Annotated in this window: 17 protein-coding genes and 1 tRNA gene; 6 read left to right on the forward strand and 12 right to left on the reverse strand. The window is 61.3% G+C overall.

Annotation, left to right across the window (positions count from 1 at the left end; translation table 11 throughout):
• The first annotated feature begins 30 nt into the window (after positions 1-30).
• From IWX87_RS17630 to IWX87_RS17640, 3 genes are all read left to right on the forward strand, one after another.
• Positions 31-945: an SHOCT domain-containing protein gene (locus tag IWX87_RS17630; protein ID WP_196864820.1), complete on the forward strand. Its 915-nt coding sequence runs from the start codon at positions 31-33 to the stop codon at positions 943-945.
• Positions 946-1,092: 147 nt separating this feature from the next.
• A complete protein-coding gene (locus tag IWX87_RS17635; RefSeq protein ID WP_280757719.1) occupies positions 1,093-1,977 on the forward strand; it encodes a transglutaminase family protein in 885 nt (294 codons plus the stop codon).
• Between the two features lie 154 nt (positions 1,978-2,131).
• On the forward strand, positions 2,132-3,031 hold the full coding sequence (locus tag IWX87_RS17640; RefSeq protein WP_196864821.1) for a transglutaminase family protein: 900 nt from the start codon (positions 2,132-2,134) through the stop codon (positions 3,029-3,031).
• A gap of 105 nt (positions 3,032-3,136) precedes the next feature.
• On the opposite strand, the gene galE is transcribed toward IWX87_RS17640, so the two are convergent.
• The 9 genes from galE to IWX87_RS17685 form a co-directional block, all read right to left on the reverse strand.
• A complete protein-coding gene (gene galE, locus IWX87_RS17645; RefSeq protein ID WP_196864822.1) occupies positions 3,137-4,147 on the reverse strand; it encodes a UDP-glucose 4-epimerase GalE in 1,011 nt (336 codons plus the stop codon).
• 227 nt (positions 4,148-4,374) lie between these two features.
• Positions 4,375-5,265 (reverse strand): neutral zinc metallopeptidase, encoded by an 891-nt coding sequence (locus IWX87_RS17650; protein WP_196864823.1) that lies wholly within the window; start codon positions 5,263-5,265, stop codon positions 4,375-4,377.
• A 120-nt stretch (positions 5,266-5,385) separates the two neighbouring features.
• Complete coding sequence (locus IWX87_RS17655; protein WP_196864824.1) at positions 5,386-6,228, reverse strand: 2-keto-4-pentenoate hydratase; 843 nt, start codon at positions 6,226-6,228, stop codon at positions 5,386-5,388.
• A gap of 71 nt (positions 6,229-6,299) precedes the next feature.
• Positions 6,300-6,656, reverse strand: coding sequence for a hypothetical protein (locus IWX87_RS17660; RefSeq protein WP_196864825.1), 357 nt, complete (start codon positions 6,654-6,656; stop codon positions 6,300-6,302).
• A 169-nt stretch (positions 6,657-6,825) separates the two neighbouring features.
• Complete coding sequence (locus IWX87_RS17665) at positions 6,826-7,995, reverse strand: FAD-binding domain-containing protein (RefSeq protein WP_196864826.1); 1,170 nt, start codon at positions 7,993-7,995, stop codon at positions 6,826-6,828.
• The gene (locus IWX87_RS17670; RefSeq protein WP_196864827.1) at positions 7,992-9,560 is read right to left on the reverse strand and encodes a cryptochrome/photolyase family protein; all 1,569 of its coding nucleotides are present in this window, start codon (positions 9,558-9,560) and stop codon (positions 7,992-7,994) included. The genes IWX87_RS17665 and IWX87_RS17670 overlap by 4 nt, the downstream gene beginning before the upstream one ends.
• A gap of 26 nt (positions 9,561-9,586) precedes the next feature.
• Positions 9,587-9,754 (reverse strand): DUF2256 domain-containing protein, encoded by a 168-nt coding sequence (locus tag IWX87_RS17675; RefSeq protein ID WP_196864828.1) that lies wholly within the window; start codon positions 9,752-9,754, stop codon positions 9,587-9,589.
• Positions 9,755-9,911: 157 nt separating this feature from the next.
• Positions 9,912-10,121 carry a DUF2788 domain-containing protein gene (locus tag IWX87_RS17680; protein ID WP_196864829.1) on the reverse strand — a complete coding sequence of 70 codons (210 nt, stop codon included), beginning with the start codon at positions 10,119-10,121 and terminating at the stop codon, positions 9,912-9,914.
• Complete coding sequence (locus tag IWX87_RS17685; protein ID WP_196864830.1) at positions 10,121-10,900, reverse strand: DUF2189 domain-containing protein; 780 nt, start codon at positions 10,898-10,900, stop codon at positions 10,121-10,123. The genes IWX87_RS17680 and IWX87_RS17685 overlap by 1 nt, the downstream gene beginning before the upstream one ends.
• A gap of 415 nt (positions 10,901-11,315) precedes the next feature.
• On the opposite strand from IWX87_RS17685, the gene IWX87_RS17690 reads away from it, so the two are divergent.
• Both IWX87_RS17690 and galU read left to right on the forward strand, forming a co-directional pair.
• The gene (locus IWX87_RS17690) at positions 11,316-14,243 is read left to right on the forward strand and encodes a valine--tRNA ligase (RefSeq protein WP_231374901.1); all 2,928 of its coding nucleotides are present in this window, start codon (positions 11,316-11,318) and stop codon (positions 14,241-14,243) included.
• 124 nt (positions 14,244-14,367) lie between these two features.
• Positions 14,368-15,294: a UTP--glucose-1-phosphate uridylyltransferase GalU gene (galU, locus tag IWX87_RS17695; protein ID WP_196864831.1), complete on the forward strand. Its 927-nt coding sequence runs from the start codon at positions 14,368-14,370 to the stop codon at positions 15,292-15,294.
• A 391-nt stretch (positions 15,295-15,685) separates the two neighbouring features.
• On the opposite strand, the gene IWX87_RS17700 is transcribed toward galU, so the two are convergent.
• Both IWX87_RS17700 and cysM read right to left on the reverse strand, forming a co-directional pair.
• On the reverse strand, positions 15,686-15,913 hold the full coding sequence (locus tag IWX87_RS17700; RefSeq protein ID WP_196864832.1) for a sulfurtransferase TusA family protein: 228 nt from the start codon (positions 15,911-15,913) through the stop codon (positions 15,686-15,688).
• 214 nt (positions 15,914-16,127) lie between these two features.
• Positions 16,128-17,030 (reverse strand): cysteine synthase CysM, encoded by a 903-nt coding sequence (cysM, locus tag IWX87_RS17705; RefSeq protein ID WP_196864833.1) that lies wholly within the window; start codon positions 17,028-17,030, stop codon positions 16,128-16,130.
• Between the two features lie 39 nt (positions 17,031-17,069).
• Between cysM and IWX87_RS17710 the strand changes: the two genes are divergently transcribed.
• Positions 17,070-17,154: transfer RNA gene (locus tag IWX87_RS17710), tRNA-Leu, on the forward strand.
• A gap of 223 nt (positions 17,155-17,377) precedes the next feature.
• Here IWX87_RS17710 and IWX87_RS17715 read toward each other — a convergent pair.
• Positions 17,378-17,980, reverse strand: a complete 603-nt coding sequence (locus tag IWX87_RS17715) for a hypothetical protein (RefSeq protein ID WP_196864834.1) — start codon at positions 17,978-17,980, stop codon at positions 17,378-17,380.
• Between the last annotated feature and the right edge of the window lie 50 nt (positions 17,981-18,030).

Genomic DNA, 18,030 nt, shown 5'->3' on the forward strand with positions numbered 1-18,030 from the left:
TTTTCCATTTCACCCAATTGGGCTATTTTCATGAAACAACTTTCCAACAGCGGCCAGCAGGCCGTGAACGACATCGCCCAGCGCCACGGATTCAGCCCTGAGGCGGTCGCCAGCATGCTCGTATCGGTCATCAACGGCAACGGCAGCATGGCGCAGTTCAACCATCCCGAATTCAGCGGCTCTGGCCAGTGGATGAGCGGCGGCATGACCATGGTGTCCGACATGTTCAATGGCCAGCTCAAAAGCCGCGTCGATGCCCTGTGCTGCGAACTTTCCAGGCTGGTGGCCAGCCAGCCTGAACTGCTCAGGACCGGCAGCTTCCAGTCGCAAAACCAGGGTGACCAGCAGCAAACCAGCCATGCCGGCGGCCCCTACCAGGACGCCAATGGACCCATGAACCCTACAGCCAGCCTGTTTGCTGCGCCGGCTCCAGGCATGTCCCCCGACTGGTGGCCGTCCGACCTGCGCTGGCCCAACAGCACCGGCGCCCAGAACGGCGTGCGCTATGCCTACTTTGCGCAGGCGCGCCGCCTGGCCATCGAAGTGAATGGCAGCGTCACCGTCTATGACACGCAGGATCACCAACTTGGCGGCTTTTCACAGCAGCAGTCTTATGGCGGCTCCGTCACCTTTTCGAGTCAGTACGGTCAGGTGGATGTGAGCCGCCTGCCGGTCGTGTCGGTCAATGGCGTGCAGCAACACGCCAATGGCTTCAACCCAGCGTATTCAGCCACGCCTGAATTCGTGCCAGGAAACCTCCCCGCCTCTGAATCGCCAGCCCCGGTCCGGCTTCAGCCGCAATTGCAAGACCGTCCCGGCAATCCAGCGACAGGCGATGCGGACATTTTCCTGATGATCGAGAAGCTTGCCGACCTGCGAAGCCGCGCCATCATCAGCGACGAAGACTTCAACACCAAGAAAACCGAATTGCTGGCACGCCTGTAGACCCGCCGGCTCAGCTCAGCTCAGCGGGCACCGCGCACGCCGGTCAAGGCGAGTAGGAGGCATCCGACAGGCTTGCCTGCCGACCACTGATTGCACAGTTCTGGCAAAAAGCAGATTCTTTGCACTCCTCAACTGCCGATCGCCCACGTGTCCGCCATCTTCGACATCACCCACACTACCCATTACCGGTATGCCCAGCAGGTCATGCTGGGCGAGCACTGGGTGCAGTTTCGCCCGCGCGACAGCCACGACCTGCGGGTACTGGCCACAGACCTGCAGGTCACGCCTGCGCCAGTGGACATCCGCATGTTTCAGGACGCTTATTCCAATTCCATCGCCAAGATCCAGCCGCAGAGTCCGGCGAATGAATTGAAGGTGGTGTGCATGTCGTCGGTCGAACACACCGGCACCCGCGCTGTCAACTTTCCCATGAGCTCGCGCGCCCGGCAGTTTCCGCTGGCATATGGAGAAGAAGAACGCATGGTGCTGCGCCACTACCTCGCACCCTACTACGACGACCCCAACGGCATTCTGCAAGACTGGGCTAACCAGTTCATCCAGCCTGACGAAGCCACCGGTACCCGCGAGCTGCTGGTGGAAATGACGGAATTCATCCGTAACTCCATGACCTACCACGTGCGCCTGAACCCCGGGGTCCAGACGCCGTATGAAACACTTCGGCTGGAAAGTGGCGCCTGCCGGGACTTTGCAACCCTGATGATCGAGGCGGTGCGACGGCTCGGCTATGCGGCACGTTTCGTTTCAGGTTATCTGTACACGCCGTGGCTGGACACCGCAGACCAGCAGAGTCACGGCAACGGCTCCACCCATGCCTGGGTGCAGATCTACCTGCCCGACGCTGGCTGGATTCCGTTCGATCCGACCAACAACCTGATCGGCGGGACCGATCTCATCCCGGTGGGCGTGGCCCGCCATGCCAGCCTGGCGAAGCCCCTGCATGGATCCTGGGACGGCTCACCGGGCGACTTCCTGGGCATGGATGTCACCGTTCAGGTGCGCAAGCGAGGCTGAACGGGGTCTAACGGCCTGTAACGGCGGGCTTCGTCCTACAGCACCATTTCCGGCCTGCCGATGTATCTGTCGAGTCAGGGCTGGTTTAATTCATAGGCTTCATAAAACACCTTCAGCCATGGCTGAATGTCTCCTATCGCCCGCAGGAACTCCGATGAACGATACCTTGATGAACGACCCCAGCGCTGCCTTGTTGCCGCAAGCCAGTCTGGCCCCCGCCGCGCCCACGATGCAGCCTTTCAACACCAACCGGCTGCAAATTGATTCGACGCTGGACTATGCTGTCGATGGGCCTTCCGAGTTTGTATTTTTGATTCATGCGGCCAACGGCATGGGCCAGACACTGGTCCACGAAAATTTGCAGATTGACCCGCCCACGCATTTCAGGACCTATTGCGACGCGCAATCGGGCAACCGTTTCTTGCGCTTTCAGGCCCAGCCCGGCCCGCTGAGGGTGGTCTACCACGCCTTGGTCGATCGCTTGATCGAGCCTGCCGATGTCAATGCGCATGAATTGCCAGTGCACGAGATTCCCGACGACGTGCTGCATTACCTGACGCCCACCCGTTACTGCGAATCCGACCTGCTGGGGATGAATGCCGGCCAGCTGTTTGGCCAGATGCCCCCGGGCTACGCACGCGTTCAGGCCATTTGCGAATGGGTGCGCGGCAATATTGAATACCGCATCGGCTCGACCAATGCCACCACGACAGCGCGCGAAGTCTTCATGCAACGGGCCGGTGTCTGCCGGGACTTTGCGCACCTGGCGGTGACTTTTTGCAGGGCATTGAACATTCCAGCCCGGCTGGTCAGCGGCTATGCCACGTTTGACGAGCCACCACCGGACTTTCATGCGGTTTTTGAGGCTTACCTGGGTGGGCGCTGGGTGATGTTTGACCCGACCGCGATGTCGCCGCTGGACCAGATCGTTCGCCTGGCCCATGGCCGCGATGCGAAAGACGTGGCATTTGCCACCATTTTCGGCCCCGCGCACATGGTGTCGATGAGCCCGGATGTGCTGCTTTTAAATCGCAACGCTGCGCTTGCAGGATAAACAACCGAGCGCAATTGCGATACAAGGTTTGATAAAGTCTGTTTATTGCTATGTATTTAATAGCTATAAACTAAATATAGCCGTGCGCAAAAGGCCTATTTTTCCTTATTTATAGCCTTCCGGGTTGCCGCTCTGCCAGCGCCAGGCATCCAGGCACATGTCGGCCAGGGTGCGGCGGGCGGTCCACCCTAGCAACTGGTGTGCCAGCGCCGGGTCCGCATAACACTGCGCCACATCGCCTGGCCGGCGCGGGGCAATCTGGTAGTTGACGGGGCGGCCGCTGGCCTTTTCAAACGCGCTGACCACTTCCAGCACGCTGTTGCCACGGCCCGTTCCCAGGTTGACGGTGAAGCTTTTTTGGATTGCCAGCAAGGCCTTGAGCGCAGCCACATGCCCTTCGGCCAGGTCCTGCACATGGATATAGTCGCGCACGCCGGTGCCGTCGGGCGTGGCGTAGTCGCTGCCGTACACGTTCAGGAAAGGCCGCTTGCCAATCGCCACCTGCGTGACGAACGGCATCAGGTTGTTGGGAATGCCGCTCGGGTCTTCGCCAATCAGGCCACTGGTGTGCGCGCCCACCGGGTTGAAGTAGCGCAGCACGCCAAGCTGCCAGGACGGGTCGGACGCCTGCACCGCCGACAAAATGTCCTCGATCACGAGCTTGGTGTGGCCGTAGGGGTTGGTGTGGCTGCGCGGAAAACTTTCGGTGATGGGCACTGATACCGGATCGCCATAGACCGTGGCGCTGCTTGAAAACACCAGCGTCCGGCAGCTTGAAGCCTGCATCGCCTCCAGCAGACTGACTGCGCCGCCAATGTTGTTGCGGTAGTACTTGAGCGGCTGGGCTACGCTTTCGCCGACCGCCTTGTCGCCCGCAAAGTGCAGCACCGCGGCAATGTTGTGGCGCGCCAGCATGTCGCCGACCCAGGGCGTGTCGAGCACATCGCCTGTTTCACAAGCCACGGTCTGGCCGGTGATCTGTTTTAGGCGTTCCAGTACAGCCGGATGGCTGTTGGAAAAGTTGTCCAGGATGACAGGGGTGAAGCCCGCCTCGATCAATGCGACGCAGGTGTGGCTGCCGATATAGCCGGCACCGCCGGTCAGGAGAATGTTCATGGAGAGGTGGGCCTATTGAATGGGTGGGCAGCTGGACGGTTCGGCTCTGATGCTCATGGCGGGCCAGCCAGCCAGGAATAAGGGACCACGCTTGTATTTTGCCAGATTATGATCAAATCGCCCGTTTGCGCAATACCTGTAAGCACAAGCTGCTATGAATTCAGGAGTTTTTCAAACGCTGGCCAAACCAGGGAAAAACAGCTTGGCGGACTTGCCTCGAAGTCAACCTACAGGTTGCGGGCGCCAAAGGTGTCGCAGGCCTTGACGCTGCCGTTCTTCAGGCCGGTGTCGAACCACCGCTGGCGCTGGGCACTGGTGCCATGGGTAAAGCTTTCAGGCACCACGGCGCCGCGGCTGGAGCGCTGCAGGGCATCGTCGCCAATCTGGGCGGCGGCATTCATGGCTTCTGCGACATCGCCCTGCTCCAGAATCTGCCGGGCGCTTTGGGCGTGGTTGGCCCAGACGCCGGCAAAGCAGTCGGCCTGCAGTTCCAGGCGCACGCTGAGCGCGTTGTATTCGACCTTGCTGACGCGGCTGCGCATCTGCTCCATTTTTTCGCTGATGCCCAGCAGGTTCTGCACATGGTGGCCGACCTCATGGGCGATCACATACGCCTGCGCAAAGTCGCCAGGCGCACCCAGCTTGTTTTTCAGGGTTTCGTAAAATCCCAGGTCAATGTAGACCTTCTGGTCGCCGGGACAGTAAAAAGGCCCCATGGCCGCCTGCCCCTGACCACAAGCAGTTTGCGTGGCGCCACGAAACAGCACCAGGCGGGGTTCCTGGTAGGTGCCGCCGCCCTTGGCAAACACCTCTTTCCACACGTCTTCGGTGTCGGCCAGCACGGTGGACACGAAGGCGGCCATGCGGTCGTCCGCAGGCGGCCGCTGCGCGGGGCCTTGCTGCTGCACCTGCGCGGTGGGTGCTCCCCCACCGCTGAACATGCTCAGCAGGGTCAGGGGGTTGATGCCGAATATCCAGCCGCCGACCAGCGCCACGACGATGGTGCCAATGCCGATGCTGCGCCCGCCCAGCAGGCCGCCACCGCCGCCAAATCCGCCGCCACCATCGCTGCGCCGGTCCTCGACGTTGTCAGATTCTCGATTGCCTTCCCATTTCATGGTGCCTCCGGGTAGAAAGTGGTCAACAGGCCGATGCAGACATCCAACCGCCCGACTGTGTCAAAACACTCAGGATGGCTGGCTCGGTTTCATGAGGCATGCAGTGCTACCGATGCAAAGTTACTCAAAACGAACCTTCAGCCCCGCAAGCGCGCCGCCCACCGGACCCGACGACTCGATCTGCGTGTGCCAGGTTTGTCCCGGCGCCACCGGATGGGCATCGGTGAGCGTGCCGGTGGTCACCAGGTCGCCGGCTTTCAATTCAGGTGCACCCGGCGTGGCGCGCAATTCACGCACGAAGTGCAGCAGCGCCTGCACCGGGCCATCGAGCACATTGACGCCCCGGCCTTCGTCTTTCAGCGCGCCGTCGCTGTACAGGCGAACCTGTAAACCAGCCAGCGCCTGAACCAGATCGACCGTGGGCGTTTCCGCCGGGACCGCAATGCGCGTTCCAACCAGCAGCCGGCCATGCAGGCCGGCATCGGCCACGGCCTGGGCGGCGGTGAACTTCCAGCCGGCGAAATGCGTGTGCACAATTTCAAAACCATGCGCCACCCAGTCGAGCGACGCCACCAGCTCGTCTGCCGAGCAGTCGGGTGGCGGCGCCTGGCGCAGGCAAAACACAATTTCGGGCTCGATGCGTGGCTCGCACAAGCCGTCCAGGGACAGCACCGGCGTATTGGTGGAATCGGAGGGCGCCTGCTTCACGCTGCCTTGCCAGACCGTTCCCCAGATGGGCGCATCAACCTGGTACTTTGGCCAGATGTTGCGGTTGGTAAAACCCACTTTGTAACCCGCAGGTACGTCGCCATGTCGAATTCGCGCAGTGCGCACGTCCAGGGCGGCCGCATAGGCCTGCGGCAGATCAAGAGGAACGGTGGCGGGCCAGTCCAGTGCAAGCGCCTTCAGGCGAGCATCCTCTGCACACCCGGCCAGGTCGGAAAAAGTTTTTAAATCGGTCATGGTTTGGGTTTCACGAACATCAGGTAATGCGCAGGGTCTGCGGCTGCGAATTGTGGCGCATGCGGCATGAGTCAAGGCTTGGAAAAAGCGGCCTGCTGAAAGCCTTGTTCAGCGCGCATGGCCGGCAAGCCAGCCTGCGACCCGGTCTCGGTGTCGATCTGGGGGGTATAGGCCGAATAAGGCATGAAGCCTGCATTCACCTGTTCGATGCATTGCCTGCGCACCACGCCCGAGTAGCTGGCCGCGCAGCCTGAAATGGCGACTTTCGCTGCGTTGTACTGCGCCTGGCGAACGCCAGCCTGTTCAACCTGCCCTCCCACGACCTGAAACAGCGCGGCCAGCAAAAATACAAAAACCATGCATGCGACAACCACCAGCCAGGCAGCAAAAGGCGGCTTGTCAACTTTTGTGACTCGGTCTGCAATCATGTCCCGGCTCCGCTATTTGTTTAAACAATGCGCCAATGCTACTGGTCGAGCTTTCCGGAAAATCCCGCCTTTTTCGCGTCACCACGTAGGATAAAAACGGTTTCCTCAAAACTGTAGCGACAAACGACCGGATTTGCCATCAACGTTCACAGCAGGCATTGGGCTGTCTTCAGCGATGCAGACGGGTTCGGCCGCGCCACTTTGAAAAGCTGCCGCAGAGTTCGTCTACCGGCGCGAACAGGCGCGGCGCAGCATGCTGCTGGACTGAAGCGGGCAACCACGGCTTGCCCGGCTCCCGCAAGTGGGGATCGGCCAGTACATGCACCGAACGCGCAGCGCGCAGCGCCGTGCCCAGGGTCTGCGCGGGGGCATGCCAGCACAGCGGCGCCAGCTGGTGCATGCGGCGCATGACAAACTCCCAGCGCTGCGCCGTCCAGGGGTGCTGCTGGTGAAACTCGGCCACGGCAATGCCCAGCGCCAGCGTGCCTGCAGGCAGGTCGGCAGGCAATGCGCCCAAGGCCCACGGATGCACCAGCCAGACATCCCGGTCCTGCACCGCCTGCGCATCGACCGGCGCAAAATCGTCAGGCCGTGGCGGCAGGCTGAACAGCTCGGGCGGGTGGATGCCGGCGACGCCAGTGCGTCCAAAAACAGCCGGTTTTGCACTGCGGGCAATGCTGTCGAGCGCTTCATAAGAGGTGTCAATGACACTGCCCGGGCTGTGCCAGGCGGCCGGGGCAAAACGCTGCACGTTGTCGGCATTGAACACATACGGCTTGCTGCTGCCGGTGCCGGCCACCCATTGCCAGCTCAGGTGGTTGCTGGCCAGGTCGCCGTCGAGCAAATGCGAATACAGCCATTCGGCGCCGACATGCCAGTGGACCTTTCGCAGATGCACCACATAGCTGGCCAGCCACATGCGCGCATGGTTGTGCAGGTAGCCGGTGGCATAGAGTTCGCGCACCGCGCAGTCGATGGCGGGCACGCCGCACCTACCCTGCACGATGTCGTCCGGCATTGCTTGCGCATAAGCCGCGTCCGGCAGCAGCCCATCATGCAGCGACTGGTGAATGCCCAAACCGACATGGCGCCAGACATGCTGAAAATACGCGCGCCAGCCCAGCTCAAAGACAAACTTGTGCTGGTCATCGAGCGGATACACCGCATCCACGCGCGCATGCACCTCGGCCAGCGAGACAAAACCATGCGTCAGGTAGGGCGAGAGCCGCGTGACGGCGCCGTCCAGGGCATTGCGCGTGCGGGCATAGTCCTGCGGGCGAACGGCCTGGATGCGCGCATGGGCGGCCTGCAAGGTGGGCTCAAAGACAAATGGCGTCATGGCGCTAGCGGCTGGCTGACCAGCGTTTGGTGCAGCTGCGCCTGCTGAAGTATCAGGCCGCGTTTTTCCGGGGTCAGCCGGGCGATGTTTTTCACCTGCAGCGCCATGCGCGGGTTTTTTGCCAGCCGGGGTTCGTGGCGAATCAAAAAATCCCAGTACAGCGTGGTGAACGGGCAGGCCTTGTCGCCCGTGGCCTCGGCCGGATCGAAGCGGCAGCCCTTGCAGTGGTTGCTCATGCGCTGGATGTACTTGCCGGTGGCGGCATAGGGCTTGCTGGCCATCAGCCCGCCGTCGGCAAACTGGCTCATGCCCAGCACATTGGGCATTTCCACCCATTCGACCGCATCGACATACACCGCCAGGTACCACTCGTGCACCGCCTGCGGCCTGACGCCGAGCAGCAGCGCATACAGCCCGGTGACCATCAGGCGCTGGATGTGGTGCGAATAGCCGTGCGTCAGGGTTTGCGTGAGGGCATCGCGCAGGCAGGCCATGTCGGTCTGGCCGGTCCAGTAAAAATGCGGCAGCGGCTGCTGCGCGTCCAGTTCGTTGCAGGCGGCGTAATCGGGCATTTGCGTCCAGTAGATGCCGCGCACGAATTCGCGCCAACCGAGGATTTGCCGGACAAAGCCTTCCACGGCCGCCAGCGGCGCATTTCCAGCCCGGTAGGCTGCTTCGGCTGCCGCCACCACTTCGCGCGCGCCCAGCAGCTTGAGGTTCATCGACGACGAGAGGTGTGAGTGGTAAAGCCAGGCTTCGCCATGCCACATGGCGTCTTCAAACTGGCCAAACAGCGGCAGCCGCTGGGCAATGAAGCTATCGAGCGCCTGCAGCGCCTGCGCCCGGGTGACCGGCCAGCCAAAGCTGTCCAGCGTGCCGGGATGGCTCGAAAAACGCGAGTTGACCAGCGCCATGACGTCCTGCGTGATGGCATCGGGCGCAAAAAAGCTGCGCGGCGGCAGCACGCCCGGCCCGGCCGCGCCAAAGGACTGGCGGTTGTCTGCATCAAAATTCCACTGCCCACCCACCGGCTTGCAGCCTTCCATCAAAATGCCATTTTTGGTACGCAGTTCGCGGTACCAGTATTCCAGCCGCAACTGCTTGCGGCCGTGGGCATGTGCGGCAAAGTCGCGCACGGTGCTGAAGAAATGCCGGTCATCGCGCAGGTCCAGCGGCTTGCCGGAGGCTGTTGCCGCAGCGCGCATCGCCTGCAGCACGCGCCAGTCGCCCGGCGCGGCCATGACCAGCGCGCGGGGCGCCAGCGAGTCGATGTCGGTTTGCAGTTGGGCCGCCAGCGTGCCGCAGTTGGCGCTGTCGTCCAGCCGTTTGTAATGAACCGTCCAGCCCCGCGCGCGCAGCGATTCGGCAAAGTGGCGCATGGCGCTCAAAAACAGGGCAATGCGCTGCCGGGCCGACCAGACGTGGGTGGACTCCTCGTCCACTTCGGCCATCCACACGACGTCGTGTTCGGCATCAAAACCGTCAAACGCCGATGACTGCGCGTCCAGCTGGTCGCCCAGCACAATGACCAGATGACGCAAACGCCCCGGCGGCGCAAGAGGCATTGCCGCTGCTGCAGCAAATGCGCCGGTCATGCTGCAGCACCGCCAGGCTTTTTCCTGGCGCGGCAGGCGTCCGAGCAGTAAAGCACCTCGGCCCAGTTTTTCGCCCAGGCCTTGCGCCAGGTCATGGTGCGGCCGCAAACGGCACACAGCTTATGGGGCAGCGCCTGCTTGTTGCCCTTGAAGTCATTTTTCATGAGCCGATTGTGTCAAGACCGGACCACTTGACTCGGCCAGCGTGATTTTCAAGGGCTATTGCATAGCTATTTATTTAATAGCTGTCAGCGCATACTGGTATTGCGCAAGACTGGTTTTTCATTCAAAAACTCAACCTCGGCAGACAGGGCTGGGGTTTTACTTTTCCAATATCCACTGGATGAAGTACTTGGCGACAAAGCCCACCATGCCGAAAGCCAGGCCCAGAAAAATCACAAAGGTGCCAAACTTTCCGGCCTTGGACGACCACGCCAGCTGACCGATGATGAACAGCATGTAGAGCATGAACGCGCCCACGCCGAACGACAGGCCAAAGGCGGCCACCTGCTCTTCCGAAAAGCCGAACATCAGGCGGCGCCCTCGGGCGGCACGCGCTCGGGCAACGCACTGGCATCAACCAGGTCGCGGTAGGCATGCCAGCTGGCATGGCCCAGCAGTGGCAGCACCACGACCAGCCCCAGCAGCAGCGTGCCCAAGCCCATCAGCGTCAGCAGCATGATCAGCGCTGCCCACAAGGCCAGCGGCACCGGATTGGTCAGCACCGTCTGCCAGCTGGCCAGCACCGCCTGCAGCACATCGACCCGGCGGTCGAGCAGCAGCGGCATGGCAATCACGCTGGACGCAAAGATCGGGGCCGCCATCAGCCCGCCCAAGGTCAGCCAAAGCTCAAAAACATGGCCGCCCGGCGCCAGCACCACATGGCGCAGGAAATCCAGTGGCGTACTGACAGGTTCCGGCGCCAGCAGGGTGATCAGCGCGGCCGACGTCACCACCCAGCCGGTGCCGGCCAAGGCCAGCAGCATGCCAAAGCGCACCATGCTCCAGTAGCCGCCCTTGGCCGCATGGCGCGAATACTGCCAGCGCGTCCAGGTGTTGACGACAAGCCGCAGGTTGACCGGCTCGCGCCGTTCAATCGCCCGGCTGATGGCGTACAGGCTGGTGGCCAGCACCGGCGCCACCACCAGAAAACCCGAAAAGGCACCGGCCAGCAGCCAGAAACGGTCGCGCGCCAACAGCACCAGCAGGCCACCGAACGCGGCAGGCACCAGACCGTGCAGCAGGCTAAGCCAGCCGCCGCGCCGCAGGTCCCGTGCGCCACGCACCAGCCAGCTCAAGGGGTGGGCCATGCCGATGCTCCGGATGCCGGGCAGGGCCAGGGCACCGCGGCGGATACGCGGCGCAAGGGGTGGGGGAGGAGGTAGATTGGATGGGGACACGGTGGAGTAAAAGCTTAACTGCAAATCTTTGGGCAGTGCCTGGATTGGCTGGCGACATGGCTGAAAAATCGCGCTTGGCCAAAGGCACAGTTCCTGGGTCCAGCCCCGGACGAAACAAGCAAGGATGCCATGATGACTGAAGCAGTGCTGAATGACACGGACTCCTGTCATGACGTTCATCCTGAAAAGCGCACGGCATGCTTGCCGCCAGGAAAGTAATGCCCCGTACTCAAGGCCCGCTACCCCGTCATCACCGTCGAATAAAATCACCTCAGTTCCTTCTAACCCCAGGCGGCATCCCTGCAATGCCGTTTCTCATAGCCCCATGACCCAAGCTGCCCCCCCTGCCCCCCCTGCCCCGACCGCCCCTGCCACCGACGCTGTCAAGGTGTTCCCCCCCACGCCGGGGCTGGACAGCCTGGCCAAGTCCTTCGAGCCTGCCGACATTGAAAAGCACTGGGGTCCGCTGTGGGAGCAAAGCGGACAGTACGAACCAACGCTGGACGCCGCCAAGCCGTCGTTTGCCATCCAGCTGCCGCCACCGAATGTGACCGGCACGCTGCACATGGGGCATGCGTTCAACCAGACCATCATGGATTCGCTGACGCGCTACCACCGGATGTGCGGCGACAACACGCTGTGGGTGCCCGGCACCGACCACGCGGGCATTGCGACGCAAATCGTCGTCGAGCGCAAATTGCAGTCCGAATCGGGCAAGACGCGCCACGACATGGGCACCAGCCCTGCCGAGGCGCGCAAGAACTTTGTCAGCAAGGTCTGGGAGTGGAAAGAAGAGTCTGGCTCGACCATCACGCGCCAGATGCGCCGCATGGGCGACTCGGTGTCGTGGAAGCATGAATACTTCACCATGGACCCGAAGATGTCCAAGGTCGTCACCTCGACGTTTGTGCAACTCTATGAGCAGGGCCTGATCTACCGCGGCAAGCGGCTGGTCAACTGGGACCCGGTTCTGAAATCGGCCGTGTCCGACCTGGAAGTCGAGAGCGAGGAAGAAGACGGATTCATGTGGCACATCCGCTACCCGCTGGCCGACGGCTCGGGCGACATCACTGTCGCCACGACGCGTCCGGAAACCATGCTGGGCGACGTGGCCGTCATGGTGCATCCCGAAGACGAACGCTATGTTCACCTGATCGGCCAGCAGGTCACCCTGCCGCTGTGCGACCGCACCATCCCGGTGATTGCCGACGACTACGTCGATAAAGAATTCGGCACCGGCGTGGTCAAGGTCACGCCCGCGCATGACGCCAACGACTACGCGGTCGGCCAGCGCCACCAGTTGCCCATCATTTGCGTGTTGACACTGGATGCCGCCATCAACGACAACGCACCCGAGAAATACCGCGGCATGGACCGCTTCGTCGCCCGCAAGGCTGTCGTGGCCGACCTGGAAGCGCAGGGTTTTCTGGTCGAAGTCAAAAAACACAAGCTGATGGTGCCGCGCTGCACCCGCACCAGCCAGATCATCGAGCCGATGCTGACCGACCAGTGGTTTGTCGCCGTGAACAAGGTCAGCCCGCAAGACCCGACCGGCAAATCCATCGCCCAGAAAGCGATTGACGCGGTCGAGAGCGGCGCGGTCAAGTTCGTGCCCGAGCAGTGGGTCAACACCTACAACCAGTGGATGGGCAACATCCAGGACTGGTGCATCTCGCGCCAGCTCTGGTGGGGCCACCAGATTCCGGCCTGGTACGACGAAGACGGCAAGGTCTATGTCGCCACCAATGAAGAAGACGCGCAGAAACAAGCCCCCGGCAAAACGCTTCGCCGCGACGAAGACGTGCTCGACACCTGGTATTCCTCGGCGCTGGTGCCCTTCTCGTCCCTCGGCTGGCCCGAGAAGACGAAAGAGCTGGACCTGTTTTTGCCGTCCAGCGTACTGGTCACGGGCTACGACATCATCTTTTTCTGGGTCGCCCGGATGATCATGATGACCACGCATTTCACCGGCCAGGTGCCGTTCCACCACGTGTACATCCACGGTCTGGTCAAGGACGCACAGGGCAAGAAGATGAGCAAGTCCGAAGGCAATGTGCTCGACCCGGTCGACCTGATCGACGGCATCGAACTCGCCCCGCTGCTGGACAAGCGCTCGCAGGGCCTGCGCAAGCCCGAAACGGCGCCGCAGGTGCGCAAGAACACCGAAAAGGAATTCCCGGCCGGCATTCCAGGCTACGGCGCCGATGCACTGCGCTTCACGTTCGCTTCGCTCGCCAGCCTGGGCCGCTCCATCAACTTTGACAGCAAACGCTGCGAAGGCTACCGCAACTTTTGCAACAAGCTCTGGAACGCCACGCGCTTCACGCTGATGAACTGCGAAGGCCAGGACTGCGGCCTCAATGAACACAGCAAGGAACAATGCGCGCCCGGCGGCGCGATGGAAAACTACCTTGATTTCTCGCAGGCCGACCGCTGGATCGCCTCCACCATGCAGCGCGTCGAAGCGGACGTGGCCAAGGGCTTTGCCGACTACCGCCTGGACAATGTCGCCGGCCATATCTACCAGTTCATCTGGGACGAGTTCTGCGACTGGTACCTCGAAATTGCCAAGGTGCAGATTCAGCAAGGCAGCGACGCGCAAAAACGCGCCACGCGCCGCACGCTGATCCGCACGCTGGAAGGCATCCTGCGGCTGGCGCACCCCTTGATTCCGTTCATCACCGAGGAACTCTGGCAAAAGGTCGCGCCTGTGGCGGGCAAGGCCGGTCCATTCATCGGCCAGGCGCCCTACCCGCAAAGCCAGCCTGAAAAAATCGACCTGCTGGCCGAAGCACACGTCGCCAGGCTGAAAACGCTGGTCGATGCCTGCCGCAACCTGCGCGGCGAAATGAAGGTGTCACCGGCTACGCGACTGCCGCTGCTGGTGGTGGGGGATGACGCCTTCATCAACGCCGTGGCGCCCGTGCTCAGGTCGCTGGCCAAGCTCAGCGAGGTCAAGCTGTTCGGCACGGAGGCCGAATGGGTCGCTGCTGCCGAAGCCGCACCCGTGGCGGTGGTCGGCGATGCGCGCGTCTGCCTCTACATGGAAGTGGATGTGGCCGCTGAAAAAGTGCGCCTGGGCAAGGAAGCCGCGCGGCTTGAAGGCGAGCTGCTGAAGGTGCAGGCCAAGCTGGCCAATGAAACCTTTGTCGCCAAGGTGCCGCCCGCCGTGCTGGAAACAGAACGCAGACGGCTGACAGAGTTCACCAGCACGCGGGAGAAGATTCGCGAGCAACTGGCAAGGCTCAAATAAGTCGATCCCGCATTACATTGCTGTAGTGCTTACAGAGTTGACGAAGGGCAATTCGGGACATAGTCTGACACCGGCCAAGCCTTCAAAGCCCGACAATCGGTCCTTAATTTTTCAAGAAACGCCAATGCAAAAATCCACTCTGAAAAAAGCAGTATTTCCAGTCGCCGGCCTCGGAACCCGTTTTTTACCCGCCACCAAGGCCAGCCCCAAGGAAATGCTGCCCATCGTGGACAAGCCGCTGATCCAGTACGCGGTGGAAGAAGCCTATTCAGCCGGCATCCGGGACATGATTTTTGTGACGGGCCGCAACAAGCGCGCCATCGAGGACCATTTCGACACCGCGTACGAGCTGGAAACCGAACTGGAAAAGGCCGAAAAACACGAATTGCTGTCTCTGGTGCGTTCGGTCCAGCCCGACGACATGACGGTTTCCTTTGTCCGACAGCCGCGCTCGCTGGGCCTGGGCCACGCCGTGCTGTGCGCCGAGCATCTGGTTGGCAACGAGCCGTTTGCGGTTCTGCTGGCGGACGACTTGATGGTCGGCCCCCAAGGCGGAATGTCGGTGATGGCACAGATGGCCGAGCAGTTTCAGGAGCTTCAGCAATCTATTCTGGCAGTGCAGGAAGTACCAGCCGAGCAGACCCGGCGCTACGGTATCGTGGCCGGTGAAATGGTTGGCGAGCACCTGATGAAGGTCAGCCACATGGTTGAAAAACCAGCCCCCGAGGCAGCCCCTTCACGCATGGCCGTAGCGGGCCGCTACATCCTGACGCCGGCCGTTTTCGAGCTGCTGCGCCACCAGCCACAAGGCGCGGGCGGTGAAGTCCAGCTCACTGACGGCATTGCCGGGCTGATGCAGCACGAAAGTGTCTACGCGTTCCAGTACCAGGGCAAACGCTACGACTGCGGCAGCAAGGAAGGGTTCCTGGAAGCCACGGTGGAGCTTGCCTTGCAGCACCCAGAAGTCGGCGCGTATTTCAGGAACTACCTGGACCATCTGCAGATTGGCTGGTCGGGCAAGGAACGCCGGGCTGAAAACCTGGAGCGCTAAAGTGTGGCCCGTTTGACGGGCACTGCTACTGAATTAATAGCTTCTGGTACAGATGCAGTCTGCGCCAGAGGCTTTTTTTATGCTGTAAATTTAATTGCCGCGCTATCTCGATTGCTCTTCACATTCTCTTTTGTCATTGCGGGCTTGATGAGCCTGCCCCGGACTTGATCCGGGGCAATCCATGCCCCCGGTCGCTGGGGAAAGGGGATGGATCCCGGGTCGAGCCCGGGATGACAGAGAGGAAGGGGACGACAGGGAGGAATGGGATGACACAGGAAGGGGATAGCTCAAAGAACGGGTTCAACGGAGCGGGGGCAATGCCTGGCTCCGGATAACCAGAAAAGCCACGAGCCGACGCGCGATTGCCAGGCGTTGTTCAGGCAGCCCGCCATCAACGGCGCTTGAGCACGTGGATGTATTCGTTACCCACGGTTTGCTGGTCCACCAGGTCGTTGCCGGTCTGCCTGGCAAATGCCTGAAAATCCCTGGCCGATCCGGCATCGGTGGACACCACCCGCAGCAACTGGCCGCTGGCCATGTCAACCAGCGCTTTCTTGGCTTTCAGGATGGGCAGCGGACAGTTCAGGCCGCGGGTGTCGAGTTCTTTGTCAATATTCATGGTTTTCCTTGGATTGCCGTTATTTTAGGCAATAGATAAGCAAGGATTCAGCTTAAGGCCCGCTTGTCGTTTCTCCTTCTGTCATTGCGGGCCTGACCCGCAACCCATGACCCCGTGTCCAATGGCTGTGCTGGGAAGAAGACATGGATCCCGGGTCGAGCCCGGGATGACAGATTAGGAGCGGGATGGACGTAGAACCGGAATTACAAATTCATCACGCAGGAAACACACCGGTGGACAAGTAGCGGTCGCCCCGGTCGCACACAATGAACACGATCACCGCGTCCTCAACCCTTTTGGCAATGTCCTGCGCCACCCAGCAGGCGCCAGCTGCCGAGATGCCGGCAAAGATGCCTTCCTCGCGCGCCATACGCCGGCACATGTCTTCTGCATCGAGTTGGCTGACCAAGACCAGTTCATCGACATGGCGCGGGTCGTAGATCTTCGGCATGTAGGCTTCGGGCCACTTGCGAATGCCCGGAATGCGCGAACCTTCGCTTGGCTGCGCGCCAATGATCCGGATCGCCGGATTTCTTTCCTTCAGGTAGCGCGACACGCCGGTGATGGTGCCGGTGGTGCCCATGGCGCTGACAAAGTGCGTCACCGTGCCGGCCGTGTCGTTCCAGATTTCAGGGCCGGTGGTTTCGTAATGCACGCGCGGGTTGTCAGGACTTGAAAACTGGTCCAGCACCCGGCCCTTGCCTTCTTGCTGCATCCGTTCTGCCAGATCACGCGAGTATTCAATGCCGCCGCTTTTCGGCGTCAGGATCAACTCGGCACCAAAAGCCTTCATGGTCTGCGCGCGCTCAATACTCAGGTCCTCCGGCATGATCAGGACCATGCGGTAGCCCTTGATGGCGGCGGCCATGGCCAGCGCAATGCCGGTGTTGCCCGAGGTGGCCTCAATCAGGGTGTCGCCGGCCTGGATCTCGCCACGCGCTTCTGCGCCCTGGATCATGGCCAATGCGGGCCGGTCCTTGACAGACCCGGCAGGGTTATTGCCCTCAAGCTTGCCCAGAACAATATTGCCGCGTACCGTGTTTTCGGCAGCGGCAATTCGCTGCAGTGCGACCAGCGGTGTTTTTCCGATGGCGTCTTCAATCGTTTGAAATTTCATAGGCCACACTGTGCCATAATTTCGTTCTTTGGTTTTACTGCCCGGGTGGTGAAATTGGTAGACGCAGGGGACTCAAAATCCCCCGCCGAAAGGCGTGCCGGTTCGATTCCGGCCCCGGGCACCATTCAGTAGAATCAGACCGTATCAGAACCCTTCATAACCCGCATGCCGCATAGGCATAGCGGGTTTTTTGTTGACTGAGACGGCTTGCCACGATAAAAATGCGGCCGGGCGATAGCCTTGTATCGAAATACACAGAAATCCGTGCGTTCCTGAAGCCTCGGCAACTGCAAAAAAAATCCCCGCTCCAGGCGGGGATTTTCTCAAACCGGGCAGAGCCCGTTGCCTTAACTGCCAGCGCCAGTAGCACCAGTGGCGGACACAAGGGCGACACTGCCAACAGTAAAGCCGCTCAGCGTCACGACGCCTGATGCACTGATCGACACGGACACGGACACAGGCGCGGAATTGACAGTGCCCAGCACAAAGGTAACGTTTGCCGGCGAGGCAATGCCGTCACCCTTGAGGCCAGCCGTACCTACAGTCAGGCTACACGGGCTGACCGTGACCGTTTTTCCCTGTGCCAGAGGATGGGTGGCGGCAAAATTGGACTGGCTAACCGTAAAGATGCACGACCCGTATGTCATGGCGCCAGTGGCCGTACCTTCAGGCGAAGTGATGGCGAACGACGGTGCCGCGCCCGTGCCCGAAAGCTTCAGGGATGTGGCCGATGTGGTGCCAAAAGAAGGAACACCGGAACTGAAGCCAAAGCTCTTGTCCAGCACACCGCTTACCACTGCCGCGCCCGATTGCGGATTGATGGCGGCCGACGTGTTGGTGGAGGCAATAGGTGCTGAAGCAAGCGACCCGCTGCTACCACCGCCGCAGGCGACCAGCAAGGCACTGCCACTCAAAACCAGGCAGGCGAGGGAAAACTTGTTGAAATTCATAAAAAATCCTTAAAAAGCACCAATATTGGCACAGGAACACACACAAGAAC

Source organism: Polaromonas sp. CG_9.7, assembly GCF_015752205.1.
GTDB lineage: Bacteria > Pseudomonadota > Gammaproteobacteria > Burkholderiales > Burkholderiaceae_C > Polaromonas.

Coding starts and splice junctions, on each gene's coding strand:
- IWX87_RS17715 (WP_196864834.1), bottom strand. CDS start 17,980: ATGAATTTCAACAAGTTTTCCCTCGCCTGCCTGGTTTTGAGTGGCAGT.
- galU (WP_196864831.1), top strand. CDS start 14,368: ATGCAAAAATCCACTCTGAAAAAAGCAGTATTTCCAGTCGCCGGCCTC.
- IWX87_RS17685 (WP_196864830.1), bottom strand. CDS start 10,900: ATGGCCCACCCCTTGAGCTGGCTGGTGCGTGGCGCACGGGACCTGCGG.
- IWX87_RS17690 (WP_231374901.1), top strand. CDS start 11,316: ATGACCCAAGCTGCCCCCCCTGCCCCCCCTGCCCCGACCGCCCCTGCC.
- cysM (WP_196864833.1), bottom strand. CDS start 17,030: ATGAAATTTCAAACGATTGAAGACGCCATCGGAAAAACACCGCTGGTC.
- IWX87_RS17630 (WP_196864820.1), top strand. CDS start 31: ATGAAACAACTTTCCAACAGCGGCCAGCAGGCCGTGAACGACATCGCC.
- IWX87_RS17650 (WP_196864823.1), bottom strand. CDS start 5,265: ATGAAATGGGAAGGCAATCGAGAATCTGACAACGTCGAGGACCGGCGC.
- IWX87_RS17675 (WP_196864828.1), bottom strand. CDS start 9,754: ATGAAAAATGACTTCAAGGGCAACAAGCAGGCGCTGCCCCATAAGCTG.
- IWX87_RS17680 (WP_196864829.1), bottom strand. CDS start 10,121: ATGTTCGGCTTTTCGGAAGAGCAGGTGGCCGCCTTTGGCCTGTCGTTC.
- IWX87_RS17660 (WP_196864825.1), bottom strand. CDS start 6,656: ATGATTGCAGACCGAGTCACAAAAGTTGACAAGCCGCCTTTTGCTGCC.
- galE (WP_196864822.1), bottom strand. CDS start 4,147: ATGAACATTCTCCTGACCGGCGGTGCCGGCTATATCGGCAGCCACACC.
- IWX87_RS17655 (WP_196864824.1), bottom strand. CDS start 6,228: ATGACCGATTTAAAAACTTTTTCCGACCTGGCCGGGTGTGCAGAGGAT.
- IWX87_RS17700 (WP_196864832.1), bottom strand. CDS start 15,913: ATGAATATTGACAAAGAACTCGACACCCGCGGCCTGAACTGTCCGCTG.
- IWX87_RS17665 (WP_196864826.1), bottom strand. CDS start 7,995: ATGACGCCATTTGTCTTTGAGCCCACCTTGCAGGCCGCCCATGCGCGC.
- IWX87_RS17640 (WP_196864821.1), top strand. CDS start 2,132: ATGAACGATACCTTGATGAACGACCCCAGCGCTGCCTTGTTGCCGCAA.
- IWX87_RS17670 (WP_196864827.1), bottom strand. CDS start 9,560: ATGCCTCTTGCGCCGCCGGGGCGTTTGCGTCATCTGGTCATTGTGCTG.